Annotated in this window: 17 protein-coding genes, 1 pseudogene and 1 other annotated feature; of the genes and pseudogenes, 6 read left to right on the top strand and 12 right to left on the bottom strand. The window is 51.7% G+C overall.

All coding sequences use genetic code 11. The features are described from left to right. The first annotated feature begins 39 nt into the window (after window positions 1-39). Entirely contained in the window at window positions 40-1,224 is a 1,185-nt protein-coding gene (gene emrD / locus ACJHXA_RS09170; protein WP_000828746.1) for a multidrug efflux MFS transporter EmrD, read from the top strand. Between the two features lie 7 nt (window positions 1,225-1,231). On the opposite strand, the gene ACJHXA_RS09165 is transcribed toward emrD, so the two are convergent. The 3 genes from ACJHXA_RS09165 to ACJHXA_RS09155 are packed head-to-tail and all read right to left on the bottom strand — an operon-like array spanning window position 1,232 to window position 2,425. Continuing rightward, window positions 1,232-1,729, bottom strand: coding sequence for a radical SAM protein (locus ACJHXA_RS09165; protein ID WP_000148039.1), 498 nt, complete (start codon window positions 1,727-1,729; stop codon window positions 1,232-1,234). After that, the gene (locus tag ACJHXA_RS09160; RefSeq protein WP_001113432.1) at window positions 1,726-2,088 is read right to left on the bottom strand and encodes a DUF202 domain-containing protein; all 363 of its coding nucleotides are present in this window, start codon (window positions 2,086-2,088) and stop codon (window positions 1,726-1,728) included. Before ACJHXA_RS09160 ends, ACJHXA_RS09165 begins: the two co-directional genes overlap by 4 nt. After that, a complete protein-coding gene (locus ACJHXA_RS09155) occupies window positions 2,078-2,425 on the bottom strand; it encodes a YidH family protein (protein ID WP_000703959.1) in 348 nt (115 codons plus the stop codon). The genes ACJHXA_RS09160 and ACJHXA_RS09155 overlap by 11 nt, the downstream gene beginning before the upstream one ends. 109 nt (window positions 2,426-2,534) lie before the next feature. On the opposite strand from ACJHXA_RS09155, the gene yidI reads away from it, so the two are divergent. Then, window positions 2,535-2,984, top strand: a complete 450-nt coding sequence (gene yidI, locus ACJHXA_RS09150; RefSeq protein WP_000511287.1) for a protein YidI — start codon at window positions 2,535-2,537, stop codon at window positions 2,982-2,984. A 46-nt stretch (window positions 2,985-3,030) separates the two neighbouring features. Here yidI and ACJHXA_RS09145 read toward each other — a convergent pair whose 3' ends face one another. Both ACJHXA_RS09145 and ACJHXA_RS09140 read right to left on the bottom strand, forming a co-directional pair. Further along, window positions 3,031-4,524 carry a sulfatase-like hydrolase/transferase gene (locus ACJHXA_RS09145; protein ID WP_000828483.1) on the bottom strand — a complete coding sequence of 498 codons (1,494 nt, stop codon included), beginning with the start codon at window positions 4,522-4,524 and terminating at the stop codon, window positions 3,031-3,033. Continuing rightward, on the bottom strand, window positions 4,521-6,236 hold the full coding sequence (locus tag ACJHXA_RS09140) for a solute:sodium symporter family transporter (RefSeq protein WP_001087147.1): 1,716 nt from the start codon (window positions 6,234-6,236) through the stop codon (window positions 4,521-4,523). Before ACJHXA_RS09140 ends, ACJHXA_RS09145 begins: the two co-directional genes overlap by 4 nt. Before the next feature lie 166 nt (window positions 6,237-6,402). On the opposite strand from ACJHXA_RS09140, the gene ACJHXA_RS09135 reads away from it, so the two are divergent. Beyond that, complete coding sequence (locus ACJHXA_RS09135; RefSeq protein ID WP_001013540.1) at window positions 6,403-7,296, top strand: helix-turn-helix transcriptional regulator; 894 nt, start codon at window positions 6,403-6,405, stop codon at window positions 7,294-7,296. Here ACJHXA_RS09135 and ACJHXA_RS09130 read toward each other — a convergent pair. Continuing rightward, window positions 7,293-8,107 (bottom strand): annotated as a pseudogene (locus tag ACJHXA_RS09130) (hypothetical protein). The gene ACJHXA_RS09135 and the pseudogene ACJHXA_RS09130 overlap by 4 nt on opposite strands. Beyond that, entirely contained in the window at window positions 8,107-9,723 is a 1,617-nt protein-coding gene (locus ACJHXA_RS09125; RefSeq protein ID WP_000952127.1) for a PTS sugar transporter subunit IIB, read from the bottom strand. Before ACJHXA_RS09125 ends, ACJHXA_RS09130 begins: the two are co-directional and overlap by 1 nt. 295 nt (window positions 9,724-10,018) lie before the next feature. On the opposite strand from ACJHXA_RS09125, the gene ACJHXA_RS09120 reads away from it, so the two are divergent. Next, complete coding sequence (locus ACJHXA_RS09120) at window positions 10,019-10,735, top strand: GntR family transcriptional regulator (RefSeq protein ID WP_001315913.1); 717 nt, start codon at window positions 10,019-10,021, stop codon at window positions 10,733-10,735. Here ACJHXA_RS09120 and ACJHXA_RS09115 read toward each other — a convergent pair. The 3 genes from ACJHXA_RS09115 to ibpA all read right to left on the bottom strand — a co-directional run bounded on the left by ACJHXA_RS09115 (window position 10,732) and on the right by ibpA (window position 13,543). After that, window positions 10,732-12,393, bottom strand: coding sequence for a putative transporter (locus ACJHXA_RS09115; RefSeq protein WP_001279752.1), 1,662 nt, complete (start codon window positions 12,391-12,393; stop codon window positions 10,732-10,734). The two genes, ACJHXA_RS09120 and ACJHXA_RS09115, sit on opposite strands and share 4 nt — an antisense overlap. 196 nt (window positions 12,394-12,589) lie before the next feature. Further along, window positions 12,590-13,018: a small heat shock chaperone IbpB gene (gene ibpB, locus ACJHXA_RS09110; RefSeq protein WP_001243431.1), complete on the bottom strand. Its 429-nt coding sequence runs from the start codon at window positions 13,016-13,018 to the stop codon at window positions 12,590-12,592. 111 nt (window positions 13,019-13,129) lie between these two features. Further along, window positions 13,130-13,543 carry a small heat shock chaperone IbpA gene (gene ibpA, locus ACJHXA_RS09105; RefSeq protein ID WP_001243437.1) on the bottom strand — a complete coding sequence of 138 codons (414 nt, stop codon included), beginning with the start codon at window positions 13,541-13,543 and terminating at the stop codon, window positions 13,130-13,132. Beyond that, window positions 13,537-13,609 (bottom strand) — a sequence feature (ROSE (Repression Of Heat Shock gene Expression) occurs in the 5'-region of heat shock genes and acts as an RNA thermometer to modulate expression.). Its footprint overlaps the gene before it by 7 nt. 239 nt (window positions 13,610-13,848) lie before the next feature. On the opposite strand from ibpA, the gene ACJHXA_RS09100 reads away from it, so the two are divergent. After that, entirely contained in the window at window positions 13,849-14,181 is a 333-nt protein-coding gene (locus ACJHXA_RS09100; protein WP_000620888.1) for a YceK/YidQ family lipoprotein, read from the top strand. Window position 14,182: 1 nt separating this feature from the next. On the opposite strand, the gene ACJHXA_RS09095 is transcribed toward ACJHXA_RS09100, so the two are convergent. Further along, window positions 14,183-15,397, bottom strand: coding sequence for a DUF3748 domain-containing protein (locus ACJHXA_RS09095; RefSeq protein ID WP_001295245.1), 1,215 nt, complete (start codon window positions 15,395-15,397; stop codon window positions 14,183-14,185). A 100-nt stretch (window positions 15,398-15,497) separates the two neighbouring features. On the opposite strand from ACJHXA_RS09095, the gene cbrA reads away from it, so the two are divergent. Beyond that, window positions 15,498-16,562, top strand: coding sequence for a colicin M resistance lipid reductase CbrA (gene cbrA, locus ACJHXA_RS09090; protein ID WP_001343513.1), 1,065 nt, complete (start codon window positions 15,498-15,500; stop codon window positions 16,560-16,562). Here the strand turns inward: cbrA and ACJHXA_RS09085 are convergent. Continuing rightward, entirely contained in the window at window positions 16,559-17,896 is a 1,338-nt protein-coding gene (locus ACJHXA_RS09085) for an MFS transporter (protein WP_000253455.1), read from the bottom strand. The two genes, cbrA and ACJHXA_RS09085, sit on opposite strands and share 4 nt — an antisense overlap. Window positions 17,897-17,898 lie beyond the last annotated feature (2 nt).

Here is a 17,898-nt window from a genome sequence, read left to right as displayed (position 1 = left end):
TGACTTATTCTAATTATTTTTATAAAAGCATCCGTGATAATGAAAAGGCAAAGAAACGTCAATTTGTTATTGATGTTGGTATTACTCGTGGCCGTCGGTCAGATGGCGCAAACCATTTATATTCCAGCTATTGCCGATATGGCGCGCGATCTCAACGTCCGTGAAGGGGCGGTGCAGAGCGTAATGGGCGCTTATCTGCTGACTTACGGTGTCTCACAGCTGTTTTATGGCCCGATTTCCGACCGCGTGGGCCGCCGACCGGTGATCCTCGTCGGAATGTCCATTTTTATGCTGGCAACGCTGGTCGCGGTCACGACCTCCAGTTTGACGGTGTTGATTGCCGCCAGCGCGATGCAGGGGATGGGCACCGGCGTTGGCGGCGTAATGGCGCGTACTTTGCCGCGAGATTTATATGAACGGACACAGTTGCGCCATGCTAACAGCCTGTTAAACATGGGGATTCTCGTCAGTCCGTTGCTCGCACCGCTAATCGGCGGTCTGCTGGATACGATGTGGAACTGGCGCGCCTGTTATCTCTTTTTGTTGGTTCTTTGTGCTGGTGTGACCTTCAGTATGGCCCGCTGGATGCCGGAAACGCGTCCGGTCGATGCACCGCGCACGCGCCTGCTTACCAGTTATAAAACGCTTTTCGGTAACAGCGGTTTTAACTGTTATTTGCTGATGCTGATTGGCGGTCTGGCCGGGATTGCCGCCTTTGAAGCCTGCTCCGGCGTGCTGATGGGCGCGGTGTTAGGGCTGAGCAGTATGACGGTCAGTATTTTGTTTATTCTGCCGATTCCGGCAGCGTTTTTTGGCGCATGGTTTGCCGGACGTCCCAATAAACGCTTCTCCACGTTAATGTGGCAGTCGGTTATCTGCTGCCTGCTGGCTGGCTTGCTGATGTGGATCCCAGACTGGTTTGGCGTGATGAATGTCTGGACGCTGCTCGTTCCCGCCGCGCTGTTCTTTTTCGGTGCCGGGATGCTGTTTCCGCTGGCGACCAGCGGCGCGATGGAGCCGTTCCCCTTCCTGGCGGGCACGGCTGGCGCGCTGGTCGGCGGTCTGCAAAACATTGGTTCCGGCGTGCTGGCGTCGCTCTCTGCGATGTTGCCGCAAACCGGTCAGGGCAGCCTGGGGTTATTGATGACCTTAATGGGATTGTTGATCGTGCTGTGCTGGCTGCCGCTGGCGACGCGGATGTCGCATCAGGGGCAGCCCGTTTAAGCGCACGTCACCGCAGCATCGTCATCAGCTCCATGGGAGAACGATGCTGCTTTATCAGATCACGCATTACCCGCATATGCGGTGCGGAGTAAGAATAAAACGCCTGATAGCCCGCACATAGCACGCTGTCTGGCGTCTCCTCCCGAGCGTGCGGACACAGCCGATGCCAGTCGCACGCCTGGCAGTCACGGCGCAGTTGCGGGTTTTCGCTGCCACACCATTTTTGTAGGGTAGCGTCAAAAAGCTCAATCGATATACGACTGATATCTGCCCGCACCCAACACTCGAACAGGGCAATTAAAAATTTCCCCCACAGCTCTGCTGTCACCGAAGCGGCCGTCAGATCGCCCCGGTCATCAAATTCAAGATGGGGAATGAGCTGTACGGAGCGGATGCCCCGTTGTTTGAAATTGTGATAAAAATCGGCAGGTTGCAGAGCATCCTTATACTCTACAACCAGCTTATGCCTGTCCTCTTCAGCATCAATGACCTGACTTCCTGTCATGCGACTCTCTCAATAAATACGATAAGTTGATGTATATGCGTTACAGCAAACAGTATTGCGAGAGATAACACCGCGAGGGAGATCAAAAATTTGTCACGGACTACGTGAAATTGGGAAAAATCGCTATTCGTGACATCCATTAAATTGCGATTACGAGTGTAGTGCCAGAGGATCAGCGCCACGATGGCGAGGATGCCAATCGAAATCCAGAATAACATGCCCGCCTGGTGCCAGTTGTGTTTGATAGCCAACGCCATCAACGCGCCGTAGCCCAGCATGGTACGAAACCACGCCAGTGATGTACGCTCCGGCTGCAGTCCTGGGTCGGCAATGCGTCTGGCTTTGCGGCTATCCGGCATACAACACCAGTCCCATAACGATCACCGCCACGACCATCAATATTAAACTGATGATTAATAAGCTGTTGGTGTAAGGCAGGTCCTCTTTCAGACGCATCGCTTTTTCATTGCGTAACCAGCGCAAGTAGCCATACATCGCTAACCCGCCGGAAAACAGACACAACAACAACGCCAGCAGTTCGCGAATGACGGGCGTGGCGAAATCTGGCGCAAGTTGATCAAGCCCAACCCCCGCCGCCAGAAATCCTAGTGCGGTACGGATCCACGCCAGAAAAGTACGCTCATTAGCCAGCGAGAAGCGGTAATCGGGCGCTTCTCCAAGGCGGGAAATTTTCATTGTTGCTCCTTTGCAATTTCACTAACGCTCTACCTTTAGCGGTTTTTTTTTAAGAATTTCGTCCGCCCGTTTCCTGATATGCTTTCGCCATCCGCTACAAGGAGGTCAGATGGGTATCATAGCTCAAAATAAAATCAGTTCATTGGGCATGCTGTTCGGTGCCATCGCTTTAATGATGGGGATTATCCACTTTTCATTCGGCCCTTTTTCCGCACCACCGCCAACGTTTGAAAGCATCGTGGCGGACAAAACGGCTGAAATTAAAAGAGGTCTTCTCGCCGGAATAAAAGGCGAAAAAATTACCACCGTGGAGAAAAAAGAGGACGTAGATGTCGATAAAATCCTCGATCAAAGCGGTATCGCACTGGCCATTGCTGCGCTACTTTGCGCATTTATTGGCGGTATGCGTAAGGAAAATCGCTGGGGCATTCGCGGCGCGCTGGTTTTTGGCGGCGGGACGCTGGCTTTCCATACCTTGCTTTTTGGTATCGGCATCGTGTGCAGCATTTTGCTGATATTCCTGATTTTTTCCTTCCTGACCGGCGGTTCACTGGTTTAAGCAGCCTGAATAATGCCCGCCGGGTGTTCATCAGCGGGCATTATCGTCAGAACTTCTGTTTTTTCTCTTCCACTTTCACTCCTTGCGTCGGTAGGCCGGTGTCATAGTCACGTACCACCGGCGAATAGCCATCTTGTGGGCGTGGACGAAATGCCCCCATCCAGCGCGGCAGTGCATCTTTACGCCACGGACGCAGGCTCCATTGGTAACTGCGGAACGGATCGCGAATTTTGTCCATGTAATCCAATAAGGCGTCATGCATTTTGCTGCGAACGTCTGCAAAACGGATATCATCGATCAGGTTATGCATTTCATTTGGGTCATTACGGCGATCGTAAAGTTCATCACTGGTGAAGAGGTTGAGTACCAGTTTAAAGTCATCCGTCACCCAGCAACGCACCGGAATAAAACCGCCAAAGCTGTCATGCTCAATCTCGTAGCGGTTAAATTCCACCATTACACCGCGTGGCTCTTTCACGGCAAGGATATTTTCCCCCGGCAGAATCTCTGGTTTTTCAATATCTGCCAGCGCCATCATTGTCGGCAGTAAATCGATATGACTGACTGGCGTATCGACCTGTCGCCGCTCCCCTTGCGGCGAACGGATGATCAGCGGAATACGGGTGATGTCGTCATACATCGCCGCTCCTTTACTGATCAGCTTATGTGCGCCCATCATTTCGCCGTGATCGGAAGTATAAATGACCCACGTATTTTCACGTTGCTCTGGCGTTAAGGCATTGATGACCCGTCCGATTTGGTCATCAACAAAGTCATTACAGGCAAAATAGAGCGGATGGTGATAAAGCCCGTCATCACCGACTGGCGATGGCATCGCCTGCGCCCATAAGCGGTGATGTTCCGGTTTGTTCGCCAGGTCATCCTGAGCTTTCTCGCCCAGATCGTAGTAAAAATCAGCGTATTTCTCTAAATACTCCACCGGACAGGTGAACGGGTGATGCGGCTCATCATACGAAACCACCATCAGGAAGGGTTCCTCGGCGCGCGCGGGCTGTTGCAGAAAATCTACCGCCCGATTGCTGATGCGGTGCGCCCAGGTGAAGGTTTCGTCGATATGGTTCGCCTGTAAATCCTCAACGCTGTTTAGGCCATTGCGCCACAGGCTGATCTCTTTTTCCGTCAGTTCGCTAAGGTAGTTCGCCCCATCGAACCAGTAATCAGCGTCCCACTCCGGCGGACACTCGCCAGTGCCGAAATAGTCATGACCGTCGAGATGCCATTTGCCGATGTAACAGGTGTGATAGCCGGCATCCTTAAAGTAGCGCCCCATAGTGGAGATGTTTTTGCCTGGCGCGACGTTGTTGGTCCACGGGCCGGACTGGTTAGCGTAGATACCGGTAAATAGTCCGGCGCGTGCAGGCGTACAAACCGGTGAACAGGTGTAGGCGGAATTAAAGCGAATACCTTCCGCCGCCAGACTATCAATATTTTGCGTATTCAGCGGTTTACCGCTATAGCAACCGACCATATTGGTGGCCTGGGTATCGGTCATGATGAACAGAAAATTGGGGCGTTTCATAGGCTATCCTTCGCGTCGGGAGTAAAGGTTACGGCTGGGTCGTGACGATGCCGCCAGCTGTCAAAAATCAGGTAGACAATCACTACGGCGGCAATGAAATAACTGATCATCGCTAACCAGCGCGTACCGTAGCCGCCGAATTCAGCCAGCCCGGCATAGACGCCAATCATCGCGAACAGGATGCCAATTGACGCGATCTTGACGTTTCTCCACGGTTTCATGTCCACCGCAAACGCATCTTTGAAGGTGAACGGCGTGGCGCGCGGTTTGATAAAACCGATCACCAGCATCACGACCACGTTGATGCAGAACGTACAGGCCAGCACATAGAGGAAATGGAAGTCGAACTTCACCAGATAGTTGATGGTGATGTAGCTGATTATGCCAATCCCCATCGCCACTTTTGCCGCCAGCGCCGGGATGCGCGGGAAGAAAAAGCCCATAATGATGATGGTAACCAGCGGCACGTTGTAAATGCCGTTGAGCTGTTTCATCCAGCTATACAGCCCCTGCGGCGCGTTGGCGATCCACGGCGCGACCAGCACCGAAACGATAGCGATAAAGAAACCAAATTTGCGCCCGACGGTGACCAGCTGCTGCGGCTCGGCATTCTGGTTAATGATGCGACGGTAAATACCCATACTGAATAACGTACTGGCGCTATTCAGAAAGCCGTTGAAGGTACTGATCACCGCACCAAATAACACCGCGCCGAAGAAACCCACCATTGGCACTGGCAGAACGTTATTGACCAGCGTCGGGTAGGCCATGTCGGCTTTCGGTAAATCCTGATACAGATGAAACGCAATCAACCCTGGCAGCACCAGTACCAGCGGGTCGAGCATTTTCAGCACCGCCGTTAACAGCGCCCCCTTTTGCCCTTCCGCCAGGCTTTTTGACGCCAGCGTGCGTTGCACGATGCCCTGATTTGTACACCAGTAAAAGGTGTTCACCAGAATCAAACCGGTAAATGCCGCGCCAATCGGCAAGGGATCGGTCGGGCCACCGATTGAGTTTAATTTCTCGGCGTGAACGGTGGTGAGTTGCTCAATGCCCTGCATAAAGCTGCCCTTGCCCATCGCGATCAGGCCAAATACCGGCACCATCAACCCGCCGATAACCAGCCCAATACCGTTGATGGAGTCCGCCACTGCCATTGCGCGCAGTCCGCCGATCACCGCATACAAAATTCCCGCCAGACCAAGCAAAATTACCAGTAGCCAGATAGCCGCACCGTGAGAAATCTGTAGCGATTCCCCGACGTGAAACAGGCTGTTGAGCGCCAACGCGCCGGAGTAGAGAACAATCGGCAGAAAGCAGACGCCGGTGGCAATGAGGAAGCAGAAGTCGATGATAATACGCGTCGTTTTATCATAACGTTCCTCCAGAAAATCGGGGATGGTGGCAATGCCGCGCTTCAGATAGCGCGGTAAAAAGATTAGCGCGAGGAAGATCAGCGTCACCGCTGAAGTCACTTCCCAGCCCATCACCGACATGCCGCTTTTGTAGGCCTGCCCGGAAAGGCCGACCAGTTGTTCCGTGGAAAGGTTGGTTAGCATTAACGAAGCGGCAATAACCGGCGCTTTTAGTGAACGTCCGGCAAGAAAATAGCCTTGTTGCGATCCGGTATCTGTTTTGCGGACCTTCCACCAGGTGATCACCGCCACCAGCAGCGTAAAACCGACAAAACTCAAGATTTGTAACGAATTCATCTCATAGCCCTTATTTATGTTTATGTCCCGGACGCATGAATATAGGGAGAGGTAAAATGCGTCGGGTCAGGCAGTCAGATTCTTAAAATACAAACGTCGTATCCCTGAACGGATTGTTTTCTGTTAAGTTCAGGTTGTGAGCATAATTCGCCGGAGGGATATTAAAATGAATGGAAAATTGCAAAGTTCAGATGTAAAAAACGAAACTCCGTACAATATTCCCTTATTGATTAACGAAAATGTGATCTCCAGCGGAATTTCTCTGATCTCGCTCTGGCATACCTACGCCGACGAGCATTACCGGGTGATCTGGCCGCGGGACAAGAAGAAACCGCTTATCGCCAACTCATGGGTTGCGGTGTATACCGTACAAGGATGTGGGAAAATTCTTTTAAAGAATGGCGAACAAATAACACTGCATGGCAACTGTATTATATTCTTAAAGCCAATGGATATTCACTCTTATCACTGTGAAGGTTTAGTCTGGGAACAGTACTGGATGGAATTTACCCCCACCAGCATGATGGATATTCCCGTTGGTCAGCAAAGCGTTATTTATAATGGCGAAATTTATAATCAGGAACTCACCGAAGTTGCTGAGTTAATAACTTCACCAGAAGCAATAAAAAATAATCTGGCAGTCGCTTTTCTGACGAAAATTATTTATCAGTGGATTTGTCTTATGTACGCAGATGGTAAAAAAGATCCACAACGGCGGCAAATTGAAAAATTAATTGCCACTTTACATGCCAGTCTGCAACAACGCTGGAGCGTAGCTGATATGGCTGCCACGATCCCCTGTAGCGAAGCCTGGTTGCGTCGTCTGTTTTTACGCTATACCGGCAAGACGCCGAAAGAATATTACCTCGATGCGCGTCTGGATCTGGCGCTATCGCTATTAAAGCAACAAGGAAACTCGGTTGGCGAAGTCGCTGATACGCTCAACTTCTTCGACTCCTTTCATTTCAGCAAAGCCTTTAAACATAAATTTGGTTATGCGCCGTCAGCCGTGCTAAAGAATACGGACCAGCACCCAACGGATGCCAGTCCACACAATTAACGTAACTCTGGCCAGTACGCTTTGTTGGCCTCCAGCAACTCATCCAGAATAGCTTTGGCGACCGAGGCGCTCGGTACCGTTTTCGACAACGTAATCGCCTACCACAGGTGCTGATATGAACGCTGTTCCCAGGCGTCCACGACCAGTTTTTCCACCGCCACTTGCTGACTCATTAACCCTTTCTGAAACTGCGGGATATCGCCGACCACCAGTGGTTCAGGCCGTAGTAGCGCACGCGCATCTGTTTGCGATCTTGCAGCCCAACAATTTGCGCCATCCGGCTTTCAATACCGATTGGCATGTCACAGATGTTGAGGATTTTCGCATTCGGGCGCAGACGACGCGTGGCTTCTGCGACAATTGCTGCCGGGTTGGAGTAGTTGAGCATCCAGGCGTTTGGTGAATATTTTTCCATATAATCCACCAGTTCCAGGACGCCGCCAATGGAACGCATGCCGTACGCTATTCCGCCGGGTCCGCAAGTTTCCTGACCAACAACACCGTGGCGCAGTGGGATTTTTTCATCCAGTTCGCGCATCGGGTACTTGCCGACGCGGATGTGCGCCATGACAAAATCAACGTCGCTGAATGCCACTTCAGGATCGGTGGTGTAACTAAACGCAATGTCCGGCGCTTTCTCTTTAAGGATGACTTTACAGGCTTCGGCAATCACTTCCTGCCGCGCACCATCGTTATCATAAAATTTCAGTGCACGAAGCGGGAAACGGTCCTGATTCGCCAGGAGCATCAACACGATGCCTGGCGTAAAGGTGCTTCCACCGCCTGCGACAACCACTGAGAATTTGGTCATTATACTGCCTCCGTAATGGCAACATTTTCTGCTGATTGATGAGAATTAATTAAGCTATCGAGCTGTTCACGCAGCTGGGATACATGCAGACCAATGATCACCTGAATGGCATCGCCACTACGGAAGACGCCGTGCGCTCCCAGCTTTTTAAAGACTTCGTCATCCAGCGTTTGTGACATGTCATGCAGTGCAATACGTAAACGCGTCGCGCAATTGTTAATGCTGGAGATATTGCCGACCCCGCCCAGGGCTTGCAGGATACCGGCAGCCTGATCCAGCTCTTTTTTTGGCTCTGCCGCGGTGGTTTGGCCTCGCGAGGCTTTGTATTCGGCTTTTGAGTAGAGTTTCACTTCCGCATCTTCACGTCCCGGCGTGCACATGTTGAACTGCAGAATCAGTGTGCGGAAAACCACGAAGTACAGCAGGGTAAAGCACAACCCAATGGCGATTTGGGTCAGCATCATATCCGCGTGGTTGCTGAACATCGGGATCCAGTTTTGCGGTAAAACCTGGTCAATCAGACCTCCGCCCATGTTGCCCACCACACCAAAGAGATACATCACGGTCGACATTGAGGCCGCAAGCACAGCGTGTACCGCAAACAGCAACGGTGAAATGAACAGGAAGGTAAATTCCAGCGGTTCGGTAATTCCCACCAGCATGGCGGTTAAGGTTGCGGGAATCAGCAAGCCCGCCACTTTTACCCGATTTTCCGGTGCGGCAGTGAAGTACATCGCTAAAGAAATGCCCACGGCACCAAAGATTTTTGAGTTACCGTGCAGGGCAAAACCGCCTTCCGGGAACAACGATTTCAGCGGCTCGGCGCTCAGACTGAACTCTTGCAGATGCTGCGCCCAGTACATCTGAATGCCGCCTTCAACAGCTGCCGGACCAAAGATAAACGGTCCGTAGATGAAGTGGTGTAAACCGGTTGGGATCAGAATACGTTCGAGGAAGGTGTAAACCCACACCCCAAGCGCACCCGCCGAACGCAGGAACGCTTGCAGAGATTCAATCCCCATTTGTACTTTTGGCCAGCCGAGCAACGTCAGCCAGGCACAGGGGATCATCACCAGGAAGGCGATAATCACCACATAAGACGTCCCCTGGAAAATGCCGAGAAAAACCGGCAGTTTTTTATCGAACAGACGGTTATGCAGCGCCGTCACAATGCCGGAAATGATAATTGCGCCGATAATGCTGGTATCGAGGGTTTTAATCCCGGCCATCATTGTCAGACCGCTACCTGCCACCGCGTCCTGAGTGAAATCGACGCCGAAGTAGCTTCCCCAGGTCATTCCCATCGCGTTGATGAAATAGTTCCAGGTCAGGAAACTCACCATCACCGCCAGACAAGCACGCCCCTGCGCTTGCTTAGCAAGGCCAATGGGTAAACCGACAGCAAAAATCAGCGGCATATTACGGAACACCGTCCAACCGCCCTCTTCAATAATGTGTACGATTTGCGCGAATAAACTGTTCGGATCGGTCAGTGATTCCCCGACAAACATCGGGTTTTGCAGCAAGATGGCAAGACCCACCACAATCCCGGCGAAGGGAAACAGCAGCACTGGCGTGAACATCGCGCCGCCAAAGCGTTGAATTTGACTGAGCATTTCCACATCCTCTTTTCTCAATTCTGTAAGTAGGAAGCCTGATTGGTTATGCGGCAGGCCTGGAGCGAGGATAGGAAGATGCGATCGGCAGAACATGACGACCCAATGGGATTCGTGATCGCTTTCATGCTTTTCGTTGGGCGGTAGAGATCTACGTTTTCGCGAAAAAGTAGACATCTGTGAGCACAGGTACACAGCATCGAACACATCTTTAAAAAAAAGATGTTTTTTCAATCGATTAAGCAGAACTTGTGGGCGCATTACCCGTGCTTGCAGGCAAAAAAGAGATCTAGAGATGATCTACAAAAGCATTGCGGAGCGGTTAAGAATTCGACTTAATTCTGCAGATTTCACGCTAAATAGCCTTCTTCCCGGTGAAAAAAAGTTGGCGGAAGAATTTGCGGTATCGCGGATGACCATCCGTAAAGCCATTGACCTGCTGGTAGCGTGGGGATTGGTGGTCCGCCGCCACGGCAGCGGCACTTACCTGGTGCGCAAAGATGTACTGCATCAAACCGCCAGCCTGACCGGGCTGGTGGAGGTGTTAAAACGGCAGGGAAAAACGGTCACCAGCCAGGTGCTGATTTTTGAAATCATGCCTGCGCCTCCGGTCATTGCCAGCCAGTTACGGATTCAAATCAACGAGCAGATCTACTTCTCCCGTCGCGTTCGTTTTGTGGAAGGGAAACCGCTGATGCTGGAAGACAGCTATATGCCGGTAAAACTGTTCCGTAATCTTTCGCTGCAACATCTGGAAGGGTCGAAGTTTGAATATATTGAACAAGAGTGCGGGATTTTGATTGGCGGTAATTATGAAAGCCTGACGCCAGTGCTCGCCGATAGACTGCTGGCGCGGCAAATGAAGGTAGCGGAACACACGCCACTGCTGCGGATCACCTCGTTGTCATATAGCGAGAGCGGGGAGTTTTTGAATTATTCAGTGATGTTCAGAAATGCCAGCGAATACCAGGTGGAGTACCATTTACGGCGACTCCACCCGGAAAAGAGTTAACCGATACTCCAGAAGAGCACCGCCAGTAATTGGGGGGTGATAATGCGCAGGAACATCACTAACGGATAGACAGTGGCGTAAGAGAGCGCCGCCGCACCGCTGGTTGGATGAAGATTATTAGCAAACGCCAGCGCCGGAGGATCGGTCATGGAACCTGCCAGCATCCCGCACATGGTCAGGTAATTCATTTTGGCTAACATCCGCGCCAGAATGCCAACAGTAATCAGCGGAACGGCGGTGATCAGGGCACCATAACCAATCCAGCTTAGCCCTTCGCCATTGACCAGGGTATTCACAAAATCCCCACCAGATTTCAGACCAACGACCGAGAGGAACAGCACGATCCCCAGCTCCCGCAGCGCGAGGTTGGCACTTGGCGGCATAAACCAGTACAGCTTGCCGATACTGCCGATACGCCCGAGGATCAACGCCATAATCAGCGGACCGCCCGCCAGCCCCAGTTTCAACGCGGCCGGGAACCCAGGCACAAAGACGGGAATAGAACCTAACAATACGCCAAGCCCGATGCCAATAAACACTGGCAGCATCTGAACCTGTTGCAGTTTTTGCTGCGCATTCCCCAGCACATTGGCAACGGCATCAATTGCGGACGGACGCCCCACCAGATTGAGGATATCGCCGAACTGCAGGCTGATATCGCCACTGGCGACCAGTTCGACCCCGGCACGGTTCAGGCGCGAGATAACAACGTCATAGCGTTCTTTAAAGTGCAGGTCGCGAATACGTTTTCCGAGCACGTTTTCATTGGTGACCACCACACGCTCGACGCGCAAATCAGTGCCTTTCGTGGACAGCGAAGTATCGACCTCCTGACCAATCACCAGTTGCGCATTATGTAAATCCGCTGGCTGACCCACCAGATGCAGCAAATCGCCCAGTTGAATAATGGTATCTGGCGAAGGAACTTTTAGGGTTTCTTCGCGTTTCAGACGCGAGCAGATAATTTTGTCGCCGTTGAGAATCGGTACATCTTTAATGGCTAAATCATGCAGGTTAGGGTTCTCAACGCGAATATTGATAGTCTTGATCAGCGCGCCGCCATTGGTGCGTGAAGACTCGTGCTGCTGAGCTTCTGTCTCGACATTGACGCGGAAAATAACCCGCAACATCCACATGGTGAACAAAATCCCGCAAATGCCGAATGGATACGCCATCGCGTAACTCATCCCCATCTGATCGACCATTTCCATTGGTGTACCCAGGTCGCGCAAAATCTGCTGCCCTGCCCCCAGCGCTGGCGTATTGGTAACCGCACCGGAGAAAATCCCCAGCACTACCGGCAGTGGAATATCAAACAGTTTATGCAGGATGGCGGTAACCAGACCACCGATGATGACGATCAGAACAGCAAACAGGTTGAGGCGTAATCCGGAGACGCGCAATGAGGCAAAGAAGCCCGGCCCTACCTGAATCCCGATAGTATAAACGAACAGGATCAGGCCAAATTCCTGAATAACATGCAGCATATCGCTACTTAATGTCATCCCCGCCTGAGAAACAAAATGGCCGACGATGATCCCACCAAACAGCACGCCGCCAATACCTAATCCTATGCCGCGAAATTTGACATTGCCGATAAACAAACCGACGACTGCCACCAAAGCCAGAATACTGACCGTTAATGCTATATCACTCATCGTCCATTTCTCTTGAGATAACATTTTTAATTGCTACGGATTATGGCTGAATCGGTGAAGCAGATTTGCCTTATAGCGCACATTATCACGGGAAAGAACGTGCCGAAATATCTTAAACAGGCGAAATTTAACGCATTGTTGAAGAAAAAAGACAAAAAAAGCCCCACCAGAATGGCGGGGCAAAGAGAATAGCTAGTTAGCTATTTAACGCGGGACGTTCGCTGATAGCGATACGCTGCGCTGCGATGGGTTCAGGCTCATTACGAATTAAATCAATATGCAGTAAACCGTTTACGAAGGTTGCGCCAGAGACTTCCATATTTTCAGCCAGCGTAAAGCTCAGGCTAAATGGCTGATTCATAAGCCCTTGATGCAGCCATTTTTTCTCTTCTTTTGGCTGCTCCGGCGTGCCTTTTACGCTCAGGCGCGTACCTTCCAGTTGAATCTCTAAATCTTCCTGACGGAAACCTGCCAGCGCAAGGGTAATGCGGTAGTGGTTATCGTCGCTTTTCTCAATGTTGTACGGCGGGAAGCTCTGGCTTTCACCGGCGTTTTGCAGTGCGTTGGCCAGTTTGTCAAAACCGATCCATTGACGCATCAGTGGGGATAAATCGAAGTTACGCATAGTCATTTCTCCTTCTAAGAAGCGAGTAAGTACCTGCAAATCCGAAGATTCGCATATGCTCCCTGACGGCGAGCATGGAGATGTCAGGCCGCGCCAGGCGGCCTTAAGGAATTAGTTGATTTCGATACGGCGCGGTTTTTTCGCTTCCGGAATCACGCGTTCGAGATCGATATACAGCAAACCATTTACCAGGTTAGCGCCACGAACATGAATGTTCTCAGCTAACTGGAATTTGCGTTCAAAGTTGCGTTCAGCGATGCCCTGGTACAGATAGGTGCGCTCTTTTTGTTCGTCGGCGTGAGCACCTTTCACCACCAGCAGATTATCCTGGGCGGTAATTTCCAGTTCGCTCTCAGCAAAACCAGCCACAGCGATAGCAATGCGGTAATGGTTTTCGTCTACCAGTTCAACGTTATACGGAGGGTAGCCGCCATTACTCTGGCTCTGGTTGTTTTCTAAGTGGTTAAACAAACGGTCAAATCCAATAGCAGAACGGTAAAGCGGGGATAAATCAAAGTTACGCATAATCAATAGCTCCTGAAATCAGCGAGAATGTAAGACCTTCCACAATGGACAGGTCAGGTAGCCAGAACACCCATCAGGCGCGTCCTCATCGGCTACGATGTAAAAATGGGTCTGGAAATGAACTTTTCAAGCCTTATCAGCGGACTTTTTTTTGCAGTTTATGGTCTATTGCATAGACTGAGGGGGCAGCACGAAACGTTAAAGTGCGATAGCCGCCACAGTGCGACGTAATGATGATGTTATTTTCAGCAAGGGATCGCTATAACTCATCAGGCCAACACCCACGATCAACAGATGAATTTATTATGATAAGAAATGTGTTGTTAGCGTTCATGATATGCAGCGGAATGACATTACTCGGAGGATGCTCCAGCGTGATGTCCCATACCGGAGGGAAAGAAGGAACGTATCCCGGCACCCGCGCCAGCGCAACCATGATTGGCGACGATGAAACCAACTGGGGCACTAAGTCGCTGGCGATTCTCGATATGCCGTTTACCGCTGTGATGGACACGCTTTTACTGCCGTGGGATGTGTTCCGCAAAGACAGCTCGGTGCGCTCGCGCGTTGAAAAAAGCGAAGCCAACGCGCAAGCCACCAATGCGGTTATTCCACCGGCCAGAATGCCTGATAACTGATTTAGCGATCAGTTTCGGTGATCCACAGCTGGCCGCCTTCCATCCACGCCAGCCACTGACCATCCGGCGAGAAGACCACGGCGTCCGCAGAAGGTGGATTGGCGTGGTTTTCGGTTAAATACTCAACCTCGCCGCTTTGCGCATGGGCACAAGCAATTCGATTATCCAGCACAAAGCCCAACCATTCTCCTGACGGATGCCAGTTAAATGCAGACTGAATATCCGTTTTGTTATGGGTTAACTGGCGCGGCTCGCCGCCCTGTGGCGAGATAAGCCACAGTTGCACAATGCCGTTATCATCACGCATTAAAAACGCGATTTGCGTACCCTGCGGATTACAGCGCACCCAGTGGCGCGGGACGTTGACTAACCCCGGATAAGCCCGATGGTGGGTAAAGGTTAAACGTCGCTGCACGACGCCGCGCGGTGGCGCGGGCAGGGTGGTTTCCGTTCCACTTAACGGCGCATCACCTGCCGCTTTCCAGCCAGCTTCATCTTGCGGTAACTCAACGATAAACAGCTCCGGCACTTTCTCGCCCTTTGGCGAAAGTGTGTCGCCAATAAACGCCAGCGCGTGATTTCCTACCCATCCTTCTTCATAAGCACGATTGATTTCATCACTGCCAGGCTGCGGTGTGGGCGTGGTTTTGCTCACCAGTACGCACCAGTGGCTACCGCTGTATTCACGCGGATGCTGCTTTTGTACGTTGACCGGGCCAAACGGTGCGGCAACACCGACGTTTCGCAAATCCAGCGCCGGATCGAGTTCATGCATTACATGGTCGTTATAGGTAAAGCTCACCCTTTCTCCGTTCGGGCTAAAGACATGCACATGGCTGCCGCCGCGCAGCGCTCCTGGCGTATACGGCGCGGTAATATCCATTGCATCGAGATTGCTCACCTTGCCGCCTTCAGCAATGACTCCGCGTCGATGATGGAAGTCGTAATGCCATGTTTCATCAGGATTTTCCGGGCCATGGATGAAAACATATTTCTCTGACTTCGGATGAACGGTCACCACGCCGACGTGTGCGCCCTGTGACGCGCGATAGATAACCTCGACCTCGCCGGTATGGATATTCACACGCTCAATGGTCTCGCCGGTAAACGACGCCCCAGAAGGACGCACGTCAAATACCAGCCACTGGCTGTCGGGCGTCCAGGTATTGGTATTGGTGAGCAGGTGATTACGGGGAGCAAAGGTTATCTGTTTCATGGCGCGGTCCTGATACAAAACGGGTCCCGCCATCATACTTCACAAGGACTTCACTTTCAGACAATAGTCTTTTGCCATCGTGATGAATGTGAGTGAAAAGATGGAACATTTCGACGTGGCGATTATTGGCCTCGGCCCGGCAGGATCGGCGTTGGCGCGAAAATTAGCAGGCAAAATGCAGGTGATCGCGCTGGATAAAAAGCACCAGTGTGGTACTGAAGGTTTCAGCAAACCTTGCGGCGGTCTGCTGGCACCGGACGCGCAGCGATCTTTTATTCGCGATGGACTGACGCTTCCTGTCGATGTGATCGCCAATCCACAGATTTTCAGCGTCAAAACTGTCGACGTCGCCGCATCGCTCACGCGTAACTACCAGCGAAGCTATATCAATATTAATCGCCATGCTTTCGACTTGTGGATGAAATCGCTGATCCCCGCCAGCGTTGAGGTTTATCACGATAGCCTGTGCCGAAAAATCTGGCGTGAGGATGATAAATGGCATGTCATTTTTCGTGCAGACGGCTGGGAGCAACATATTACTGCCCGCTATCTGGTCGGTGCCGATGGCGCAAACTCGATGGTGCGGCGACATCTCTACCCGGATCATCAAATCCGTAAATATGTCGCTATCCAGCAGTGGTTCGCAGAGAAACATCCGGTGCCGTTCTACTCCTGCATCTTTGATAATTCGATAACTAACTGTTATTCATGGAGTATCAGCAAAGACGGTTATTTTATCTTTGGCGGTGCTTATCCAATGAAAGACGGTCAGACGCGTTTCACGACGCTGAAAGAGAAAATGAGCGCCTTTCAGTTCCAGTTTGGTAAGGCGGTGAAAAGCGAAAAATGCACGGTGCTGTTTCCCTCACGCTGGCAGGATTTTGTCTGCGGTAAGGACAACGCCTTTCTGATTGGCGAAGCGGCAGGATTTATCAGCGCCAGTTCGCTGGAGGGGATTAGCTATGCGCTGGATAGCGCAGACATTCTGCGTTCGGTGTTACTGAAGCAGCCAGAGAAGCTCAATACCGCTTACTGGCGCGCCACCCGCAAACTGCGTTTAAAACTCTTCGGCAAGATAGTAAAAAGCCGATGCCTGACCGCACCGGCTTTAAGAAAGTGGATTATGCGCAGTGGTATGGCGCATATTCCACAGTTGAAAGATTAGCCAACGCGCTTCACATCGCCCACCAGCAGGATGTAAGAGAGCGCGCCAATCAACGCGACGGCGGAGATATAAACCAGTGCAGGTGCGAAACCGTAACCCTGCGCCAGGTACCCCACCACCAGCGGAACGGTGATGCCGCCCAGACCACCGGCGAAGTTAAACACGCCGCCGGTTAAACCAATCAGGCGCATCGGTGCCAGAGAAGAGACCAGCGACCAGGTAATCGAAGCAAAACCGTTGCCGAAGAATGCCAGCGCCATCAGGCACATAATCATCATCGGATCGTTGGTGTAGTTAGCGCCCATAATGCAGGTGGAGATCAGCAAGCCGCAGATAATCGGCGTTTTACGCGCAAAGCCCAGTGAAAAGCCCTTACGTACCAGCAGATCCGCGACCCAGCCAGAGAGCAGGACGCCGACAAACGCCGCGAGGAATGGCACCGTGGTCATAAAGCCTGCTTTCAGCGCCGTGATTCCTTTTTCCTGGGTTAAATAGTTCGGGAACCAGGTTAAGAAAAACCACAGTGTAGAAGCCACCGCAAATTGCCCAAGATAAACGCCGATCAGTTTACGATGGAACACCAGTTTCCAGTCTTTGGCTGTTAACGGCTGACGCGCCTCTTTCTTCACCGGCGCATCACCATCCACCAGACCGCCGCCATCACGAATGTAATCCAGTTCAGCTTTGCTGATACCTTTGGTCAGGCGCGGCGGCTGATAAACCTTAAACCAAATCAGCGACCAGATAATGCCGATACCACCAGTGACAATGAACACCCAGTGCCAGCTCAACATCTCCTGAATCCAGATCAGCAGCGGAGTCAAAAACGCCAGACCGACAAACTGACCAGACGTATAAAAACCAACGGCGGAAGCGCGTTCATGTTCCGGGAACCAGCTGGTCACCATCCGGTTATTGGTCGGGAAAGCGGGCGCTTCGAAAATACCGGTTATCGCACGCAGACCAATTAATGACATTAATCCCGTGGCAAAGCCCTGGAATAAAGTCGCCACTGACCAACCAAATATCGCAATAAAATAAGTCACGCGAGAACCTACGCGATCTAAAAACCAACCGCCGGGGATCTGGCATAGCGTATAAAGCCAGGCGAAGGCCGAAAATACATAGCCCATTTCCGCTTTCGTAATGCCGAACTCTTCCTGAATATGGGCGGAAGCCACGGCCAGGTTAGCGCGGTCAACATAACAAATGACCACCGTAATAAAGATCATCACCAGCGTCAGATAACGCCGACGCCCCGGCTTTGCTGCATTAACGGGAATATCCATAGCGAGCTTTCTCCAGATTTTGGGCATAGCGAAGCCGCTCACCATGC

It is taken from the genome of Escherichia sp. WS33 (assembly GCF_046486385.1).
GTDB lineage: Bacteria > Pseudomonadota > Gammaproteobacteria > Enterobacterales > Enterobacteriaceae > ECMA0423.
The sequence above is the reverse complement of the archived record's forward strand: the minus strand, read 5'-3'. Positions and strand labels throughout refer to the sequence as shown.